The following is a 15,860-nucleotide window of genomic DNA, read 5'->3' as shown; positions in this document are numbered from 1 at the left end:
ACGGAAGGAAACACCATGACGGAGACAAGCAAGGTCAAGGGACCGGCCTCGTATTTCCCCTCCATAGAGAAGACCTACGGCCAGTCGATTGCGCACTGGATGGATCTGCTGCAGCAGCAGGACACCCGCAAGCACATGGAACTGGTGGGCTGGCTCAAGGCCCAGCACCAGATGGGCCACGGCCATGCGAATGCGCTGGTGGCCGTGTTCCTGGCACAGGCCTGACCTGCACCCGGCAACCCTCAGCCGATGGCCGTGCCGAAAGCCTGGCGCACGGCGGCACCCGCCTCGTCAAACAGGCGGCGTGATGCGGGAGCCAGCCCCAGCATGTGCATGCAGGCGTGCACCATGCCGGGCAGGCGCACGGACTTCACCGCAACGCCCGCCTGCGCCAGCCGCTGCGCATAGGCTTCGGCCTCGTCGCGCAGCGGGTCGTATTCGCAGCTGATCACCGTGGCTTGGGGCAGGCCTGCCAGGTGTTCCGCGCGCAGCGGAGAGACAAGTTCTTGCCGCCCCGGAGCCGCATCGCCCAGGTACGCGCCATAGCAGTACTCCATGGCCGCACGCGTGAGGTAGTGGCCCTCTGCAAACTGGTGGAACGACGCCGAGTCCATGGCCGCGTCCAGTGCCGGGTACAGCAGCAGCTGGTGGGCGATGGCCGGTGCGCCCGCCGCTCCCCAGCCCCCCTTGTCCTGCGCCAGCAGGCAGGCGGCGGCCGCGAGATTGCCGCCCGCGCTGTCTCCGGCCACGCCGATTCGACTGCGGTCCAGGCCCAGCGCATCGGCCTGCTCAAAGGTCCAGGCAATGGCATCGCAGAAATCATGCAGCGGCCCGGGAAAGCGGTGCTCGGGCGCCAGCCGGTAGTCCACCGAGACCACGACGGCGCCCGTTGCCGCGGCCAGCGCGCGGCAGGGGTTGTCGTAGACCTCCAGCGAACCCAGGCACCAGCCGCCGCCGTGGGCGAAGACCAGGGCGGGCTGGAGCGTGGGTGTGTCCGAGGCCAGAGGCCGGTAGATGCGCACGCGCAGCGGCGCACCGTCGCGCGCGGGCAGCGTGAAGTCTTCGGTGCGGGCCACGGCCTCGGCCGGGCCGTGCAGGGCGCGCAGCCCGGCGTCGGTGGCCTCGCGCAGCGCCGCCAGCGTGGGCGGCGTGGGCGGGGCCACGGCCTGGGTTGCCTGCGCCAGCTCGGCGAGATAGCGCGCAATGTCAGCGTCCAGGCCCATGGTCACAGCGTCCTTTGCAAGAAGGGCAGCAGCTCGGCGATGAAGGGCTCGGCGGCTTCCTCCATGATGAAGTGGCCGCAGCCCGGCACGATCACGCCCGACAGGTCATCGGCATGGCCGCGCAGCGTGGCCAGCGGCGCATCGGCCGTGGCGTGCTCGGCGCCAATGGCCAGCACGGGCATGGCCAGCGAGCGCAGCGCACGCTCGCGGTTCTGGCGAATGGTTTCGGGAATGGCGCGGTAGTAGGCAAAGCCGCCGCGCAGGCCACCGGGCGCCGCATAGGCATCGACATAGACGTCGACGGCCACGCAGTCGCGCCGCAGCGACCAGCGGTTGAACATGAATTCCAGGTAGGCACGCTCGCGCCCCGCGATCAGGGTCTCGGGCAGGTCGGCCAGCTGGTTGAACATGAAGTGCCACAGGAAGATGTTCTGCTCGGGCGGCGCAAAGATGCTGGGCTCGGGTGCCAGGCCGGGGATCACGGCCTCGGTCAGCGCCAGGGACTGCACGGCCTGCGGCTGGTCGCTGGCCAGCGCATAGGCCACCCACATGCCCACGTCGTGGCCGGCGACCTGGTAGCGCTCATGGCCCAGCGCCAGCATGGCGCGGTGCAGGGTCAGCGCAATGGAGCCCGTGTCGTAGCCGGTGTCGGGCCGGTCCGAAAAGCCCGTGCCCGGCGGATCGACGGCAATGGTCTGGAAGCCCTGTGCCGCCAGTGCCTGCATCACATGGCGCCAGGCATACCAGGTCTGGGGCCAGCCCGGGATCAGCAGCACGGGCGCGCCCTGCCCGGCCGTGATGCAGTGGATGCGGCGGCCGTCGATGCGCACGTAGTCGTGCGAGAACTCGTGGGCCTGGTCTTCCTGCTTGCGCAGGGCGTTCGATGTGAAAGCGTTCATTGTTTGCTTCTTTTTGAGGTTCTTTGGCTGCGGGCGTGCTCAGGCGATGCCGAGCATGGCGTTGATCTGGCGCTGGTCCACGGGGGCGCCGGCGAAGTCGTCGAAGATCTTGTCGGTGACGCGGATGATGTGGCGGTTGATGAAGTCCACGCCCTCGCGTGCCCCGTCTTCCTGGTCCTTGAGGCAGCACTCCCATTCCAGCGAGGCCCAGCCCTGGTAGTCGTACTGGGCGAACTTGGAGAAGATGGCCTTGAAGTCCACCTGCCCGTCGCCCAGCGAACGGAAGCGCCCTGCCCGCTCCAGCCACGAGGAATAGCCGCCGTAGATGCCCTGGCGCCCGCTGGGCAGGAACTCCGCATCCTTCACATGGAACATGCGGATGTGCTCGCGGTAGATGTCGATGTAGTCGAGGTAGTCGAGCTGCTGCAGCACGAAATGGCTGGGATCGAACAGGATCTTGCAGCGTGCGTGCTGGCCCACCAGCTCATGGAAGCGCTCGAAGCTGGTGCCGTCGTGCAGGTCTTCGCTGGGGTGGATTTCGTAGCACAGGTTCACGCCCTGCTCGTCGCAGGCGTCGAGGATGGGGCGCCAGCGGCGCGCCAGCTCCTCGAAGGCGGTTTCGATCAGGCCGGCCGGGCGCTGCGGGAACGGGAACAGATAGGGCCAGGCGAACGAGCCCGAGAACGTGCCCATGTCGCTCAGCCCCATGCGGCGCGATGCACTGGCCGACAGCTTGAGCTGCTCCAGCGCCCAGGCCGTGCGTGCGGCCGGATTGCCGCGCAGCGCCTCGGGCGCAAAGCTGTCGCACATGGCGTCGTAGGCCGGATGCACGGCCACGAGCTGGCCAAAGATGTGCGTGGTCAGCTCGCTGGCCACCAGGCCGTGCGAGGCCAGCATGCCGTTGACATCGTCGCAATAGGTCTGGCTGCTGGCGGCCGTGGCCACGTCGAACAGGCGCTGGTCCCAGGCGGGAATCTGCAGGCCCTTGAAGCCTACGCCGGCCGCCCAGCGTGCGATGTCTTCCAGGGAATTGAACGGTGCCTTGTTGTCGGCGAACTGCGCCAGATGAAGGCTTGGGCCCTTGATGGTCTGCATGTGATTTCCTTGCGTTGAGCTATTGTTTGTTGATCGACAAAGAATAGTATCACGCCAATGCAGCTGCTTTTGCGAGCCCGATGCAAGACAGCATCACGGCGCCGCTAAGATGCCGCCCTGACTGTTGAGAAGGATGAGGAAGATGGCCGGAAGACCCAGGGAATTCGACCGAGACCAGGCGCTGGAGCGCGCCATGCTGGCGTTCTGGCGGCGCGGCTACGAGGGCACGTCCATGGCCGACCTGGTGCAGGCGCTGGGCATTGCGTCGGCACGCATCTATGCGGCCTTCGGCAGCAAGCAGGACCTGTTCCGCGAGGCCGTGCAGCGCTACGAGGCCGGTGATGGCGGCTTTGCCGACCGCGCCATGGCCCAGGAGCCGCGCGTGCGCGACGCCCTGGCCCGCGTGCTGCGCGATGCCGTGGCCACCTATACGGACGATGCCCATCCGCTGGGCTGCATGGTGGTCACCGCCGCCACCAACTGCGCCGAGGAAAACGAGGGGGTCGCCGCCTGGCTGGCCGGGCACCGCCGCCAGCGCACGCAGTCCCTGATCGACCGCCTTCAGCGCGCGCTGGATGAAGGCGAGCTGCGTGCCGGCACCGATGTGCAGGCGCTGGGGGATTTCTATGCCACGCAACTGCACGGCATCTCCGTGCAAGCCCGCGATGGCGTGCCGCGCCAGCGGCTGCTGGCTGCAGTGCAAACCGCCTTGCTGCTGCTGGACACGGCGCTGCAGCCCGCAGCCAAGGCGGGCTGAGCCGTCAGGCGTCGTGCTTTTGCAGTTTTTGCAGCTCGGCGCGCAACTGGATCACGCTGGGCGTGACGATGGGGATGAAGGCCGATTCACGCCAGCGGCGGGCAAAGCCATCGTCCGCATCCAGGCTGTAGGCGCGGCCACCGGCCGTCTGCAGTTCCAGCTGCATGGCCTGCTGCACGCAGTCGTGCAGGGCCAGGCGCAGCGCGAAAAGCCGCTCGGGTGCCTCCACGAAATCGCCAGCCTCTACACCGGCCTTGAGCGCGGCCACCGCCTGCTCCAGATGGCTGTGGGTATCGTCCAGCGGCTGCTGCAGCACATGCCCGCCCTGCCCCATGCGCGAGGCGGCCTGCGCGCAGGCCGCACGCGCCAGCCCGATGGACAGGCCGCATTGCATGCCCAGGAAGGCCGGCCGCACACGTGGCAGGAATCCGCCGGCGCGCTCGGCCAGCAGATCGTCTTCGGTGATGGCCACGTCCTTCAGTTGCAAGGCGGCGGTATTGGTGCCGCGCAGGGCGATCAACTCCAGATCCGGTGAGCGCTCCAGCCCGGGGCGGTCGGACGGCAGGGCCACGATCATGGGCGGCGCGCCATCGTCGCGTGCCACGGCAATGGCGGCCAGAAAGCGGGGGCCGCGCAGGTTGGTGCACCAGGGCACGCTGCCGTTGAGCAGCCAGCCGCCGCCTTCCCGGGCCGTGGCGCGGATGTTGAGAGCCTCCAGCCCGCTGAGGAATTTCATGATGTTGGACAGCCCCGAGGCACCGGCCGCCTCGCCCGCCAGCAGCGCGGGCAGCCAGCGCTCGCGCAGGGCCGCATTGCCGGTGTTCGCCAGCATCTCGATCAGCACACGCTGGCCCCAGAAGGCAAAGGCGGCGGACATGGAGTGCATGGCCACCTGGGCAATCGCCTCGATGGCATCGCCGGCGCTGCCGCCCTGCCCTCCCAAGACATCAGCCAAGCCGTGGCCCAGCAGCCCGGCCCGGGCCAGGTAGGGCACGACGGCGGCCGTGGCCTCGCCGTCGCCGGCATCCAGGGCCTCGGCACGTGCGTCCAGCCATTGGCGGTCGGCGTCGGTCAGCAGGGGGAAATCGTGCATGGGGCTTGTCATCTTGCGGGTCACCATAAAAAAAGGGACCGCTGTGGGCACAGCGGTCCCTTGCCATCCTAGCGCAGCGCACAGGCTGCGCAGATGACGCAGCGCAGGCTCAGTGCGCCGCCACCTTGCCGGGGCGTGTTTCCTCGCGCAGGGCCTTGACCTTGTCGCTCAGGCCGGACCATGGCTGCAGGCCGTACTGGCTGCGCATGGTGTTGAGCAGCGTGGCGATCTGCTCGTCGCTGAGGTTGTGGCGGAAGGCGGGCATGGTGCCCAGCTGCGGCCGCGCCGGTTGCGTGATGCCGTTGAGCACCACATGGATGGCGTTGGTCGGCGAATCGCTGTACAGGTTGGTGTTCAGCGACAGCTGGGGACGCACCCCGAAGCTGCTGCCGGCCAGCACGCCGCTGGGGTCGGCGCGGTGGCAGGCCATGCAGGCGCCCTGGTACAGGCGATAGCCCTGGGCGTCGACCGGCAGCTTGGCAACCTCGGTCTTTTCCTTCACCAGCGCCTCGGCGTCACCCGTGCCAGCGGCATCGGCCACAGGCTTGCGGTACGACATCAGGTAGGTGGCCATGGCGCTGATGTCCTCGGTCGACTGGTGGGACAGGCCTTCGATCACGGGCGCCATGGGGCCGGCGGCCACGCCGTGGCGCTCCGAGAAGCCGGTCTGCATGTAGCGCACCAGGTCCTCGCGCGTCCAGGGCAGCGGGGCCACGGCCTTGTCGTTGAGCGCGGGCGCATCCCAGCCGTCGATGAAGGCACCGGCCAGGTGGTCGGCACCCTTTTTCTCGGCGCCGAACTGGTTGCGCGGCGAGTGGCAGGCAGCGCAGTGGCCCAGGCCTTCGACCAGGTAGGCGCCGCGAATCCACTCGCCCGACTGGTTGGCGGGCGCGGGCTGCTCGCCCGGCTCCAGGTACAGCGCATTCCACAGGGCCAGCCCACGGCGCACGTTGAACGGGAAGTTCAGCGCGGTCTTGGGCGCCTCGTTGGAGACAGCCGGCTCGGTGATCAGGAAGGCGTACAGCGCCTTCATATCCTCATCGGTCACGCGGGTGAATGCGGTGTACGGGAAGGCGGGGTACAGGTAGTTGCCCTCGCGGTCCACGCCATGGCGCATGGCGCGCTCGAAGGCCTCGTACGACCAGCGGCCGATGCCGGTTTCGGCATCGGGCGTGATGTTGGTCGAGTAGATGGTGCCGAAGGGGCTGGGCATGGCCAGGCCGCCTGCGTTGCGCTGGCCGCCCGGGGCCGTGTGGCAGACCGCGCAGTCGCCCATGTGGGCCAGGCGGCGCCCCTGGTCGATCTGCTGCTGGCTGAATTCCTGCACCGGGATCTGCTGCAGGGGCGCGATTTCGCTGCGGCCCGTGGCCAGCCAGAAGGCGGCGCCGGCCACGGCGGCCAGGCCGACCACGCCGAGGGTGATTTTCTTGAGTGTGTGCATGTTCCAGTCCTCCGCTCTCAGTTCTGTGCCTTGTCGGCCGGGGCTGCATCGGCAGCCTTTGCCTTGAGTGCGGCCAGCACGCGTGCCGGGGTGAACGGCACTTCGCGCAGGCGCACGCCGGTGGCGTCGAACACGGCGTTGGAGACAGCGGCGGCGCTGGGCACGGAGGCGGATTCGCCCGCGCCCATGGGGTCTTCGCCCGGGCGCTCCACCAGTTGCACGTCGATCTCGGGCAGCTCGTCAAAGCGCAGGATGGGGTAACCGCCCCAGTCCAGCGAGGTCACGCCCTTGCTGTCGAAGGTCACGTACTCCTTGAGCACGCGGCTGGTGGACTGGATGATGTTGCCGTGCACCTGGTGGCGCACGCCGGCCGGATTGACCATCTCGCCGCAGTCATGGGCCACGAAGACCTTGTCCACCTTGATCACGCCGGTCTCGCGGTCCACGGTCACGTCGCAGATCCAGGTGGCCCAGGCCGCGCCGTAGCCAGGGAACTTGCTGTGGTAGTAGCGGGCATAGGCAAAGCCGCGGCCCTTGACCAGGCGCTGGTCGGCCGGCGCGGGGTTGCGGTGCGCCGGGCCGTCCTGCCAGCCGGCCTGCTTGTGCGCAGCGTGCGTCAGGGCCACGGCACGCGGGTCCTTCAGGTAGCGCAGGCGGTAGGCCAGCGGGTCTTCGCCGGCCAGATAGGCGCATTCGTCGATCCAGCACTCATGGGCAAAGACGTTGGGCAGGGCCGAGACGCCGCGCATCCACGAAGCGCGCACGATGGGCGCCGCATCCTGCGAGACCACGCGCATCCTGGGGTACTCGTACTGCGGGATGGCCGTACGGTCGCCCATCTGCAGCACCTTGGGCTTGTTGGGCACCTTGCCCGTCAGGATCAGGGCCAGGGCCGCCGCGTCGTTGGACGGGTAGCAGGTCTTGAGCTCATAGCCCAGCACGGCATGGTTCTCGTCCAGACCGCCGCGCACGCGGATCAATTGGCCCGTGCCCTTGGGCTCCCAGGCGGCTTCCTGCTCGCGCATCAGCTGCACGCGCACCGGGCGGCCCACGGCCTGCGACAGCAGCACGGCGTCGGATGCCACGTCGTCGGCGCAATTGCGGCCATAGCAGCCCGAGGCTTCCAGGCGCGTCACATTGATCTGGTCGGCCGCCATGCCGGTCAGCGTGGCGATGTCCTTGCGCACGTCGTGCGGGTTCTGCGATCCGGTCCAGACCTGGATCTGGCTGGCGGACACCTCGGCCACGGCGCAGGACGGGCCGATGGAGGCATGCAGGTGGTAGGGCCAGACGTAGTCGGCCTCGATCACCTTCCTGGCGCCCGAGAAGGCCTCGTCAATGCCCGCGTCCTCGCGCAGCATGCGGTCGGCCTTCTCGTGCTTGACCAGGGTGTCGTGCATGGCGTTCAGCGACAGGTCGGGCACGCCGGCCCAGTCCTTCCACTTCACCTCCAGCTGGCGCATGGCAGCAATGGCCTGCTCTTCGCGCTCGGCCACGATGCCCACGAAATCGCCCTGCACCACCACCTTGACGATGCCCGGCAGATGGGCCACGGATTGTTCGTTCACCGAAATCAGGCTGCTGCCCAGCGGCGCCGAAGCGTCGGCCCCGCCGTAGGGCGGGCGCACCACGCGGCCGTGCAGCATGCCGGGCACGCGCACATCGTGCACATAGGCCAGCGCGCCCAGCACCTTGGCCGGAATGTCCACGCGCTGCACGGACTTGCCGATGTAGTTGAAACCACCGGTGCGCAGCGGCACCTCCTTGTCCAGCGCAATGTTCAGGTCCTGGCCCTGGGCCAGTTCGCCGTAGCCGATGCGTCGCCCGCCCTTGGCCACCACCGCGCCCTTGGACGTGGTCAGTGCGGACACGGGCTGCTGCAGCTTCTCGGCAGCCAGGCCCAGCAGCAGCTGGCGCACCTGGGCGGCGGCCTTGCGCATGGGAATGGCATCGACCTGGATGGTGTTGCTGGCAATGGTGGGCCCCTGGTTGGGCGTGCGGCCCGTGTGGCCCAGCACCATGGTGATGTGCTCGAACTGCACATCGAGCTCATCGGCCACCAGCTGCGCCAGCGAGGTACGGATGCCCGTGCCCAGGTCCACGTGGCCGTGGTAGGCCGTGACGCTGCCGTCCGCACCAATGGCGATGAAGCTGCTCACCCGGTCGATGGGGGGAATGGGGAAGGCGCCGGCCACGGCGGGCGCCGTACCCGTGCTTTCAGCCACCAGGCCAGCGGCCGCCACCGAGCTGACCATGACCATGCCGCCCAGCTTGAGCAGGTTGCGGCGCGTCAGTTGAAGGGGGGTGGATGCACTCATGCTGCACCTCCCTGGGCGATCAGCACGCGGGCGCGAGCAGCCGCACGCATGATTTCCACATGCGTGCCGCAGCGGCACAGGTGGCCAGCCAGGGCCTGGGTGACTTCCTCGTCGGTGGCCGTGGGCTTGTGGTCGAACAAGGCCACCAGGGCCATGACCATGCCGTTGGTGCAGTAGCCGCACTGGGCGGCCTGCTCGTCAATGAACGCCTGCTGCACAGGGTGCAGTCGGTAGACAGCCTTGCCCTGTGCATCGGCTGCGGGCTTGCCGGCAGGCATCCCCGGCACGGCGGCCGGATGGGCGGCCTCCCAGTCACGCGCCACGCGGGCGTGCTCGGCCTGGGTCGCGTCCTGGGACAGGCCTTCCAGCGTCGTGACCTTCATGCCCTGGACCACGCTCACGGGAACGGAGCAGGAGCGGGCCACCTTGCCGTCGATCAGCACGGCGCATGCGCCGCATTCGCCCAGGCCGCAGCCGAACTTGGGGCCGTTGAGCTGCATGTCGTTGCGCAGCACATAAAGCAGCGGCGTCTCCGGGCTGACGCCCTGGATCTCGACCTCTTGTTGGTTGAGAGTGAATTTCATCGTGTGCAAACCTTGTGGTTGACAACAGGTGCAAACCATAGGTGCGCACTGAAAAATCAGGCGACGGACTCGCCGCGGCCAAGCCCGAAAAAGAAAGCCCACCGCCAACGGGGTGGGCTGTTTTCAGGTGGTTTTTAGAGGCAACTCTGATAGATGACTGCCTGTTGTATGCAAACGATTCTATGCCTGGGGCTTGCCTATCACTGCCAGTTCGCAGCCATCCAAGGACCTGCACAGACCAACAAACTCCGTGGCTTTTTACTCACAAAACCAAGCACGAAAATCGGAAATATCCAGAAAGACACAGCGCTACCAGCCGATCTGAAAACCTGCACCAGGACCTGAAAGATGTGCACCACCGCAGTGCACAAGCGGCAGGAATCCCTGCATCATGGCCCGGCCAAATCTTGCAGCCATGCACGGCCGGGCATAAAGACAGCAGACCATCTCGGCAGCCGGCGCATCGGCGCGGCCCTCACACCAACCGAGCAAAACACTCGGCTTTTATCTGCATCAAATTCCAGTGAGAACGCTTGAAATTTTCGAACGCGCCATGCGCAGCATCCACAAAACACGCGCCCGCCTGCAGCATCGATGAACACAAGGCGCTGGCCGGCAGCCAGCTGTCAACGGGTGCCCGGCGTGATCTGGATGGTGCCAAGGCCCGAGCCCATGGCCTCACGCCGACGAGGTGTCAGCCAATGCACCCAAAGTCCCTTGAGCCAGCCCAGCGCAACTGCGCCTGCCAAGGCCAGCATGCCCCATTGCCCGGCCAACAGGGCAACATATATCCAGTAAGGAATGCATCCCAGGCCAAGAAGGCAGGCCCACCGCCGCAGTGCGACGGAACGGGACTGCGACAGCCAGACGGCAAGGACTGCGGGGAGTGCGAAGGCGATCTGATCGATGCTCATGCATGCATCATACTGTATGAATAAACAGTTTTCCAGGCAAGAACAAGCGTCTTTTGCGAAGGATGTCACGGGACGACAACACCTCCGTTTTTTGCTTGCAGCCTGCTCGCTAACCTTCGCCTCACCCCATCCACCCACCACGCAACGCCGTTGGCAAACAGCGTACAGGCTGGACTTCAAGGTTTTCCAATGTGCGGCGCAGTCTGATCGCAGCATCGCTTTTCACACCAGCTTTCAATAGGCCCGAATCCTTCGCAGCCGATCACACGCCCGGCTCAAGCATGGCGCTTCAAGCCTGAAAGCGAGGACATGCAGGATTTTGAAGCGCGCCGTAGCATGCAGCACTCCACAACTGCCGGCTCTTTGCATGGCCTTTACCTGGCGTTGACTGATCATTTTGGACACGGTCAGGACGGCCAATGGCAGTCATCGGAGAAAATAATCGAAAGCATGCAAACTTGTTCTTAAAAAACCGTTAATATTCGCGCTTCAATCCATGAAAGGCAAACCACCGTGAGCAACACATACAAAGAACTTCTGGCACAGCGCGAAGCACTTGAAGCCCAGATCCAGACAGCACGCAAGCAAGAAGTCAGTGATGTGATCGCCAAGATTCGCGGTCTGGTTCAGGATTACGGCCTGACTGCCGACGACATCTTCACAGCACGCCGCGCCCCCTCTACCGTGGCCCCAAAGTTCCGCAATCCCGAGACCGGTGACACCTGGACCGGACGCGGCAAGCCCCCCGCCTGGATCAAGGACAAGGATCGCGCCCAGTTCGCCATCTGAAGTCCTGGACAAACGCCTCCATGAAAACAGCCTGCAGTTCTCTGCGGGCTTTTTTCATTGTGGCGTTACTTCCCTGCCGCACCTGAATTCCTGGGCCTCGGGCTTCTACGGTCAGACGCCGCGCTGGTGAAACAAGGATGCTCCATGGACATGCCCTTAAACATGCACCATGGATGGATGCCGTGGTTCAATCTTCCAGCCTTATCTGAAGCGAATGACTGGCTGCAGATGCCGGCTCCAGACGCTCGGCCACCCATGAAAAAACAGACATCCACCTTGGACAGTGCATCCACACCATACCGTTCTGAAAAGTTGTCGACTGCCACTGAATCGATAGTCGTCACAGAAGAGCCACCCGCCTCCGCTTTGTCATTTTCAGGCGAGCAGGTTTTGTTCATCTCGTCATCCGATGAACTGCACGCCCATCTACTGCCACACCTCAAAAGTTGGGGCCTGGAAACCACCGCCTGCCACCATCCCACGGCCATTCGCCAGGATCGCCTTCAGAAATTCCGGGTTGTCGTGCTTTGCGGACCGAAAACCTCCTGGAACCCCAAGGATGAAAACCGCCTGGTGGCGGCAGCCGCAAGCATCATCGAATGCGAAGCTGAGCATCCCCTGCGACCCAAGGTGATCAACGCCCGCATCATCGAAGTTTCCTGGCGTTCGCTGCAGGGCGTCTTTGATGCACTGCAACTGGCCGTCCAGTCCCGGCCTGCCAACAGCAGCCGCGTTTCATCGACTGATGACGTCGCCCATTTTCAACAAATCCCAGCCCCCATCAGAATGGCCTTTCTGGAGTCTGCTTGTTCTTCGCTGGCGATCATCAAATCCAGCAAAAATCGCAAGGATGTGCAAAGGGAGCTGCACAATCTTTCCGGTTCACTGCGATTTTTTGACCTGACCGAGCTGTCGATACGCTGCGCTAGCCTGGAAAACGGCATCAACCATGATGGACTGATGCAGCACAGACAGTCGCTATGGGCGCTGGAGCTGCAGCTTGACCAGCTCCTGGAAGAAATCTGGACCTTGAACGGCAGATAAAGAACCGGTCATCATTGAGATCTTGATGAGGTCACCCATCCGCACTCGAGGGCATACTTCATCAGGTCAATGTCTCGTTCAATTCCAAGCTTGTGCATGGCCTTGACTTTCTGGGTGCTGATGGTTTTCTTGCTTCTGTTCAGTTTGGCTGCAATCTCGTCGATACGCAGACCGGCCGCATAGAGTCTTACCACCTCAGATTCCTTGGGACTGAGCACCCCCGGCGATCTTCCTTCGCCTCCCATGACACTCGCATTCATCTTTTCCAGCCGCTCGGAAATGGCGGGGGAGAAGTATGTCCCTCCTGTATAGGCGGCGTGGATGGCTGGAACCAGATGCAACACAGGGTCCGCCTTGCTCACGATGCTGATGTTTGACACCTTGCCCAGCGCCTGGAGAATGGCTGAATTGTCCAGCATGGTCAGAACCACCAAACCCAGGTTTGGAAATCTTCTGGATATATAGCCAAACAGATTCAAGCCATCCCCGTATTGACCCGTAGGCATGGAGTAATCCGACACAAGCACATCAAAACCACCCTCATCCAGCTTTTTCACCAGATCGGTTGAATTTGAAACACTGGCCTTCAAGAGGATTTCCAGTTCAGAAGACAGCTCATGCCTGATGCCGGAGATGATTCCAGGATGATCATCGGCCAGCAATACGGATATATTCAAATCTTTTCTATGATTCATAATGGAAAACATGCTATATCACCATCAACGGAATAAACACAATCGTTCAGTGCAGCATCATTGCACCGCGGCTCATCAGATATCTCCCAGGTTCTCCAGCAGTTCATTCAAAGCACCATCGACTGCGCGGAACTGCCGCATACTGACAAGCGATGACAATCGGTCCATATCTTCCACCCTCTGCTTCAACCCAGCCACCGCAAATGCCCCTTTCATGGCGTGAATTTCACGGTGCACAGCCATCAAGTCACCTTGCAGCAGATGCTTTCTCAATGCATCCAATGAGCTTTTGGTTGCTGAAATCAGTACGTCACGATAAGGCAATCTACTACCCAGAACTTTCTCGGCTTCAGCGAGGCAATTGCCAGACTTTGCTATATTTTTTTCAATGAATTCCTTGATGCTCTTCAAGGAGGCGGGCTTGACAAGAATATCCACGATGCCAAATTGTGCACATTTGAACTTTTCCTGCTTGCCTGCATGTGCCGTTATTGCTCCCACAGGAATTTCCGGATGATTTTGCTTGATGCGCTGGGCAAGCACGTAACCGCTCATGCCGGGCATTTGCAGATCCGTAAGAACAAGGTCATAGATATTCTGAGACATCATGTGCAAAGCGGACTCTCCACCTTCTGCAGAATCCGCCTCGAAACCGATGATTTCCAGCTGATCCAGAAGCAGCAGCCTGTTGACCGGGTGATCATCGACTATGAGAATCCTTGCGCAGTGACTCTCGCCTTTATCGCCCGCAAGCACGACTTCACCATCGCCCCACCCCAAGGAAGCAGGAACAGGCTGGACGTGGCATGCGGGCAAGGTCAATTCAAAAATGCTGCCTTTTCCCAGCACGCTGAAGAACCTGATTTCCCCGCCCATGAGATGTGCCATACGCTGACACAGCGTCAGGCCCAACCCCGTACCACCAAATTCCGCTGCTATATCCGAGCCTGCCTGCTTGAATGCATCAAAGATGAAAGCATGCTGCGAGGGATGAATGCCTATCCCGGTATCTGACACTTTGATCTTCAGCTCACCCGCCCTGTCTGATGCAAATACATCAATCTTGCCAGCCTTGGTGAATTTCAACGAGTTGCTGAGAAGATTGTTCAGTATCTGTTTTATTCTTTCACCATCTCCTATATATCCATCCTTCAGTGAATCATCAATGATCAGGGAAAATCCTATTCCCGATTCCGCAGCCAGCGGCTTGTAAATGGCAGCCACCTGCCGAATCACAGACTTGATATCAAAGCTGGCCAACTCCACACTCATCTGACCAGACTCGATCTTGGAGAAGTCCAGGACGTCATTCAACAGGGTCAAAAGAGAATGAGATGAAGATGATATGGTGGCGAGCCTGGCTTGCTGCTCTTCTGACATAGAGCTTCTTCCCAATATTTCCAGATTACCCAATATTGCATTCAGTGGCGTACGTATCTCATGGCTCATGGCGGCAAGAAAAGAAGATTTTTCCTTGTTTGCCTCTTCTGCCGCCTTTTTGGCATCTTCCAGATTTCTTTGCACCTGCTTGTGCGCAGTGATATCGGCAAAACCACATAGCAGGACATGCCTCCCTTGATATTTTGCCTTCACCATGATCATTGAAATCTCTGCAATCGTTCCATCGCAAGAAATCACGACCTCGCTGACTACTGGAAAATAATCATTCCTCTTCCCATCCAGATATTTCTCACCGTAGAACCTGAGAAAATATTCAATCAACCGCTCACCAGAGGTCTTTTCGTCCAACACCATGCTTTCTTTGTACTTGTACATCATGCTGTTTTCCAGCAGCATCTTCTTTTCCTTGAAGTCAAGAAGACCAAGTCCATAAGGTGCCATGGCAATGATGGTTCGACTCAGATGCTCCGAGTCGAATACATCCTTGGCCTTCCCATATATTGGAATAAACACCTTGCCATAGAAATATATCAAAAAACACCAGAAAAAAATGATGAACAACAATGAAAACAGCAAATATACAAGAGACTTCCCATTCAAATACACAGCATCTTTCCAGGAAAAAATCTGGAGAAGAATCATGTTCGTATTTGATATCCTTGAATAATAATAAAAATATCCACCCCTGTAGATCGCACCATACTTGCTCAAAATATATCGACTCATCAATCCGCCGTTAAATTTCGACGCCTCGATAGCAAAAAAATCATCTACGGCATAGCCGGTTTCCTTCCCACCCAACGCAACGTGGCCTTGAGAATCAACAATAAAGAAGGAGTTCCTGTCTTCTCCCTGTTGCATCAGGCTCTCAATATACTGAGTAGGCATGTCGCTCACTACAGTGAAAAATGGCTTGCCGTCGTGGAAAGCCGAGACAACAATCTGAAATGACATCTCCCCAGTCAGAATGCTTTTTCCCGGAGGCAACCATATGGGATGGCGCAGCTGGCCCGACGGAACTATGGTACGTTCAGCTTCAGGCAAAGTCGAAATCTGCGCCCTGATTCTCACCAGCATGTTTTCCCGCTCATGCTCGTTCGGCACCTGCGGCACAAGGACGCCTATGAACGATCTGTCCGGGCTGAAGACATAGGCGGATATTGCTCTCCCATTTTGAAGAAATCTGGAATTTGCCAGATATGCCAACTCCCCCAACATATCCCTGTAATGCTTGTGCAAATTATTGCCAGTATTATCCTCAAGCAACACCACAGGACTCACACCTGCCATCACGGCATCTACCCCGCCAAAGACACCAGGATGAGATGTATGTGGCTGTCTCCAAAGCAACTCTGATGCAATTATTCCGCTCATCATAATTATTTGCTTTGTTTCTATTTCCGCCAGAATTCTGGTTCTCTTGCTCTGAAATACCGCTTTTCTTTCCTCTATGAAGTCATTGAACTCAAACAGGGCTGCAAGCATTGCCACAACAATGACAAGAAGAGAAAAAACCAAGCCACCACCAAAAAGCAGTGTCTTGTTATATTTGGATAGAAGGTGGAGTTCTTCCTTTTCTCCAGCCTCTTTTTTATATGTTTCCATCT

Annotated in this window: 14 protein-coding genes; 4 read left to right on the top strand and 10 right to left on the bottom strand. The window is 61.4% G+C overall.

Annotated features, from left to right (window positions below; all coding sequences use genetic code 11):
- Nucleotides 1-15: 15 nt before the first annotated feature.
- A complete protein-coding gene (locus ACFPFG_RS33100) occupies nucleotides 16-225 on the top strand; it encodes a DUF4287 domain-containing protein (RefSeq protein ID WP_380110092.1) in 210 nt (69 codons plus the stop codon).
- A gap of 17 nt (nucleotides 226-242) precedes the next feature.
- Here the strand turns inward: ACFPFG_RS33100 and ACFPFG_RS33095 are convergent, their stop codons facing one another.
- From ACFPFG_RS33095 to ACFPFG_RS33085, 3 genes are read right to left on the bottom strand one after another with little or no spacing between them, the layout of a single operon-like run.
- A complete protein-coding gene (locus tag ACFPFG_RS33095) occupies nucleotides 243-1,223 on the bottom strand; it encodes an alpha/beta hydrolase (RefSeq protein ID WP_374617730.1) in 981 nt (326 codons plus the stop codon).
- Between the two features lie 2 nt (nucleotides 1,224-1,225).
- Nucleotides 1,226-2,122, bottom strand: coding sequence for an alpha/beta fold hydrolase (locus ACFPFG_RS33090; RefSeq protein WP_380110090.1), 897 nt, complete (start codon nucleotides 2,120-2,122; stop codon nucleotides 1,226-1,228).
- Nucleotides 2,123-2,161: 39 nt separating this feature from the next.
- On the bottom strand, nucleotides 2,162-3,217 hold the full coding sequence (locus ACFPFG_RS33085) for a sugar phosphate isomerase/epimerase family protein (RefSeq protein ID WP_183022047.1): 1,056 nt from the start codon (nucleotides 3,215-3,217) through the stop codon (nucleotides 2,162-2,164).
- Nucleotides 3,218-3,359: 142 nt separating this feature from the next.
- Between ACFPFG_RS33085 and ACFPFG_RS33080 the strand changes: the two genes are divergently transcribed.
- A complete protein-coding gene (locus ACFPFG_RS33080) occupies nucleotides 3,360-3,974 on the top strand; it encodes a TetR/AcrR family transcriptional regulator (protein ID WP_380110088.1) in 615 nt (204 codons plus the stop codon).
- Nucleotides 3,975-3,978: 4 nt separating this feature from the next.
- On the opposite strand, the gene ACFPFG_RS33075 is transcribed toward ACFPFG_RS33080, so the two are convergent.
- The 5 genes from ACFPFG_RS33075 to ACFPFG_RS33055 form a co-directional block, all read right to left on the bottom strand.
- A complete protein-coding gene (locus ACFPFG_RS33075) occupies nucleotides 3,979-5,094 on the bottom strand; it encodes an acyl-CoA dehydrogenase family protein (protein ID WP_312371815.1) in 1,116 nt (371 codons plus the stop codon).
- An 82-nt stretch (nucleotides 5,095-5,176) separates the two neighbouring features.
- On the bottom strand, nucleotides 5,177-6,508 hold the full coding sequence (locus ACFPFG_RS33070) for a c-type cytochrome (protein ID WP_380110085.1): 1,332 nt from the start codon (nucleotides 6,506-6,508) through the stop codon (nucleotides 5,177-5,179).
- 17 nt (nucleotides 6,509-6,525) lie between these two features.
- On the bottom strand, nucleotides 6,526-8,826 hold the full coding sequence (locus ACFPFG_RS33065; protein WP_380110083.1) for a xanthine dehydrogenase family protein molybdopterin-binding subunit: 2,301 nt from the start codon (nucleotides 8,824-8,826) through the stop codon (nucleotides 6,526-6,528).
- Nucleotides 8,823-9,410 (bottom strand): (2Fe-2S)-binding protein, encoded by a 588-nt coding sequence (locus tag ACFPFG_RS33060; protein WP_183022042.1) that lies wholly within the window; start codon nucleotides 9,408-9,410, stop codon nucleotides 8,823-8,825. Before ACFPFG_RS33060 ends, ACFPFG_RS33065 begins: the two co-directional genes overlap by 4 nt.
- A gap of 626 nt (nucleotides 9,411-10,036) precedes the next feature.
- Nucleotides 10,037-10,324 (bottom strand): hypothetical protein, encoded by a 288-nt coding sequence (locus ACFPFG_RS33055; protein WP_197956148.1) that lies wholly within the window; start codon nucleotides 10,322-10,324, stop codon nucleotides 10,037-10,039.
- Between the two features lie 513 nt (nucleotides 10,325-10,837).
- Between ACFPFG_RS33055 and ACFPFG_RS33050 the strand changes: the two genes are divergently transcribed.
- Nucleotides 10,838-11,113 carry an H-NS histone family protein gene (locus ACFPFG_RS33050; RefSeq protein WP_183022040.1) on the top strand — a complete coding sequence of 92 codons (276 nt, stop codon included), beginning with the start codon at nucleotides 10,838-10,840 and terminating at the stop codon, nucleotides 11,111-11,113.
- Nucleotides 11,114-11,257: 144 nt separating this feature from the next.
- The gene (locus ACFPFG_RS33045; RefSeq protein WP_380110080.1) at nucleotides 11,258-12,157 is read left to right on the top strand and encodes an Hpt domain-containing protein; all 900 of its coding nucleotides are present in this window, start codon (nucleotides 11,258-11,260) and stop codon (nucleotides 12,155-12,157) included.
- Nucleotides 12,158-12,168: 11 nt separating this feature from the next.
- Here the strand turns inward: ACFPFG_RS33045 and ACFPFG_RS33040 are convergent, their stop codons facing one another.
- Nucleotides 12,169-12,864 (bottom strand): response regulator, encoded by a 696-nt coding sequence (locus ACFPFG_RS33040; protein WP_259649366.1) that lies wholly within the window; start codon nucleotides 12,862-12,864, stop codon nucleotides 12,169-12,171.
- A gap of 63 nt (nucleotides 12,865-12,927) precedes the next feature.
- Nucleotides 12,928-15,858, bottom strand: coding sequence for a response regulator (locus ACFPFG_RS33035; RefSeq protein ID WP_380110078.1), 2,931 nt, complete (start codon nucleotides 15,856-15,858; stop codon nucleotides 12,928-12,930).
- Nucleotides 15,859-15,860 lie beyond the last annotated feature (2 nt).

The sequence above is a fragment of the Delftia deserti genome, from assembly GCF_042653485.1.
In the GTDB taxonomy this organism is placed as follows: domain Bacteria; phylum Pseudomonadota; class Gammaproteobacteria; order Burkholderiales; family Burkholderiaceae_C; genus Comamonas; species Comamonas acidovorans.
The sequence above is the reverse complement of the archived record's forward strand: the minus strand, read 5'-3'. Positions and strand labels throughout refer to the sequence as shown.

Bases quoted from the DNA above. Each gene is read 5' to 3' on its own strand.
- ACFPFG_RS33100 (WP_380110092.1), top strand. From the start codon at position 16: ATGACGGAGACAAGCAAGGTCAAGGGACCGGCCTCGTATTTCCCCTCC.
- ACFPFG_RS33095 (WP_374617730.1), bottom strand. From the start codon at position 1,223: ATGGGCCTGGACGCTGACATTGCGCGCTATCTCGCCGAGCTGGCGCAG.
- ACFPFG_RS33090 (WP_380110090.1), bottom strand. From the start codon at position 2,122: ATGAACGCTTTCACATCGAACGCCCTGCGCAAGCAGGAAGACCAGGCC.
- ACFPFG_RS33085 (WP_183022047.1), bottom strand. From the start codon at position 3,217: ATGCAGACCATCAAGGGCCCAAGCCTTCATCTGGCGCAGTTCGCCGAC.
- ACFPFG_RS33080 (WP_380110088.1), top strand. From the start codon at position 3,360: ATGGCCGGAAGACCCAGGGAATTCGACCGAGACCAGGCGCTGGAGCGC.
- ACFPFG_RS33075 (WP_312371815.1), bottom strand. From the start codon at position 5,094: ATGGTGACCCGCAAGATGACAAGCCCCATGCACGATTTCCCCCTGCTG.
- ACFPFG_RS33070 (WP_380110085.1), bottom strand. From the start codon at position 6,508: ATGCACACACTCAAGAAAATCACCCTCGGCGTGGTCGGCCTGGCCGCC.
- ACFPFG_RS33065 (WP_380110083.1), bottom strand. From the start codon at position 8,826: ATGAGTGCATCCACCCCCCTTCAACTGACGCGCCGCAACCTGCTCAAG.
- ACFPFG_RS33060 (WP_183022042.1), bottom strand. From the start codon at position 9,410: ATGAAATTCACTCTCAACCAACAAGAGGTCGAGATCCAGGGCGTCAGC.
- ACFPFG_RS33055 (WP_197956148.1), bottom strand. From the start codon at position 10,324: ATGAGCATCGATCAGATCGCCTTCGCACTCCCCGCAGTCCTTGCCGTC.
- ACFPFG_RS33045 (WP_380110080.1), top strand. From the start codon at position 11,258: ATGGACATGCCCTTAAACATGCACCATGGATGGATGCCGTGGTTCAAT.
- ACFPFG_RS33040 (WP_259649366.1), bottom strand. From the start codon at position 12,864: ATGTTTTCCATTATGAATCATAGAAAAGATTTGAATATATCCGTATTG.
- ACFPFG_RS33035 (WP_380110078.1), bottom strand. From the start codon at position 15,858: ATGGAAACATATAAAAAAGAGGCTGGAGAAAAGGAAGAACTCCACCTT.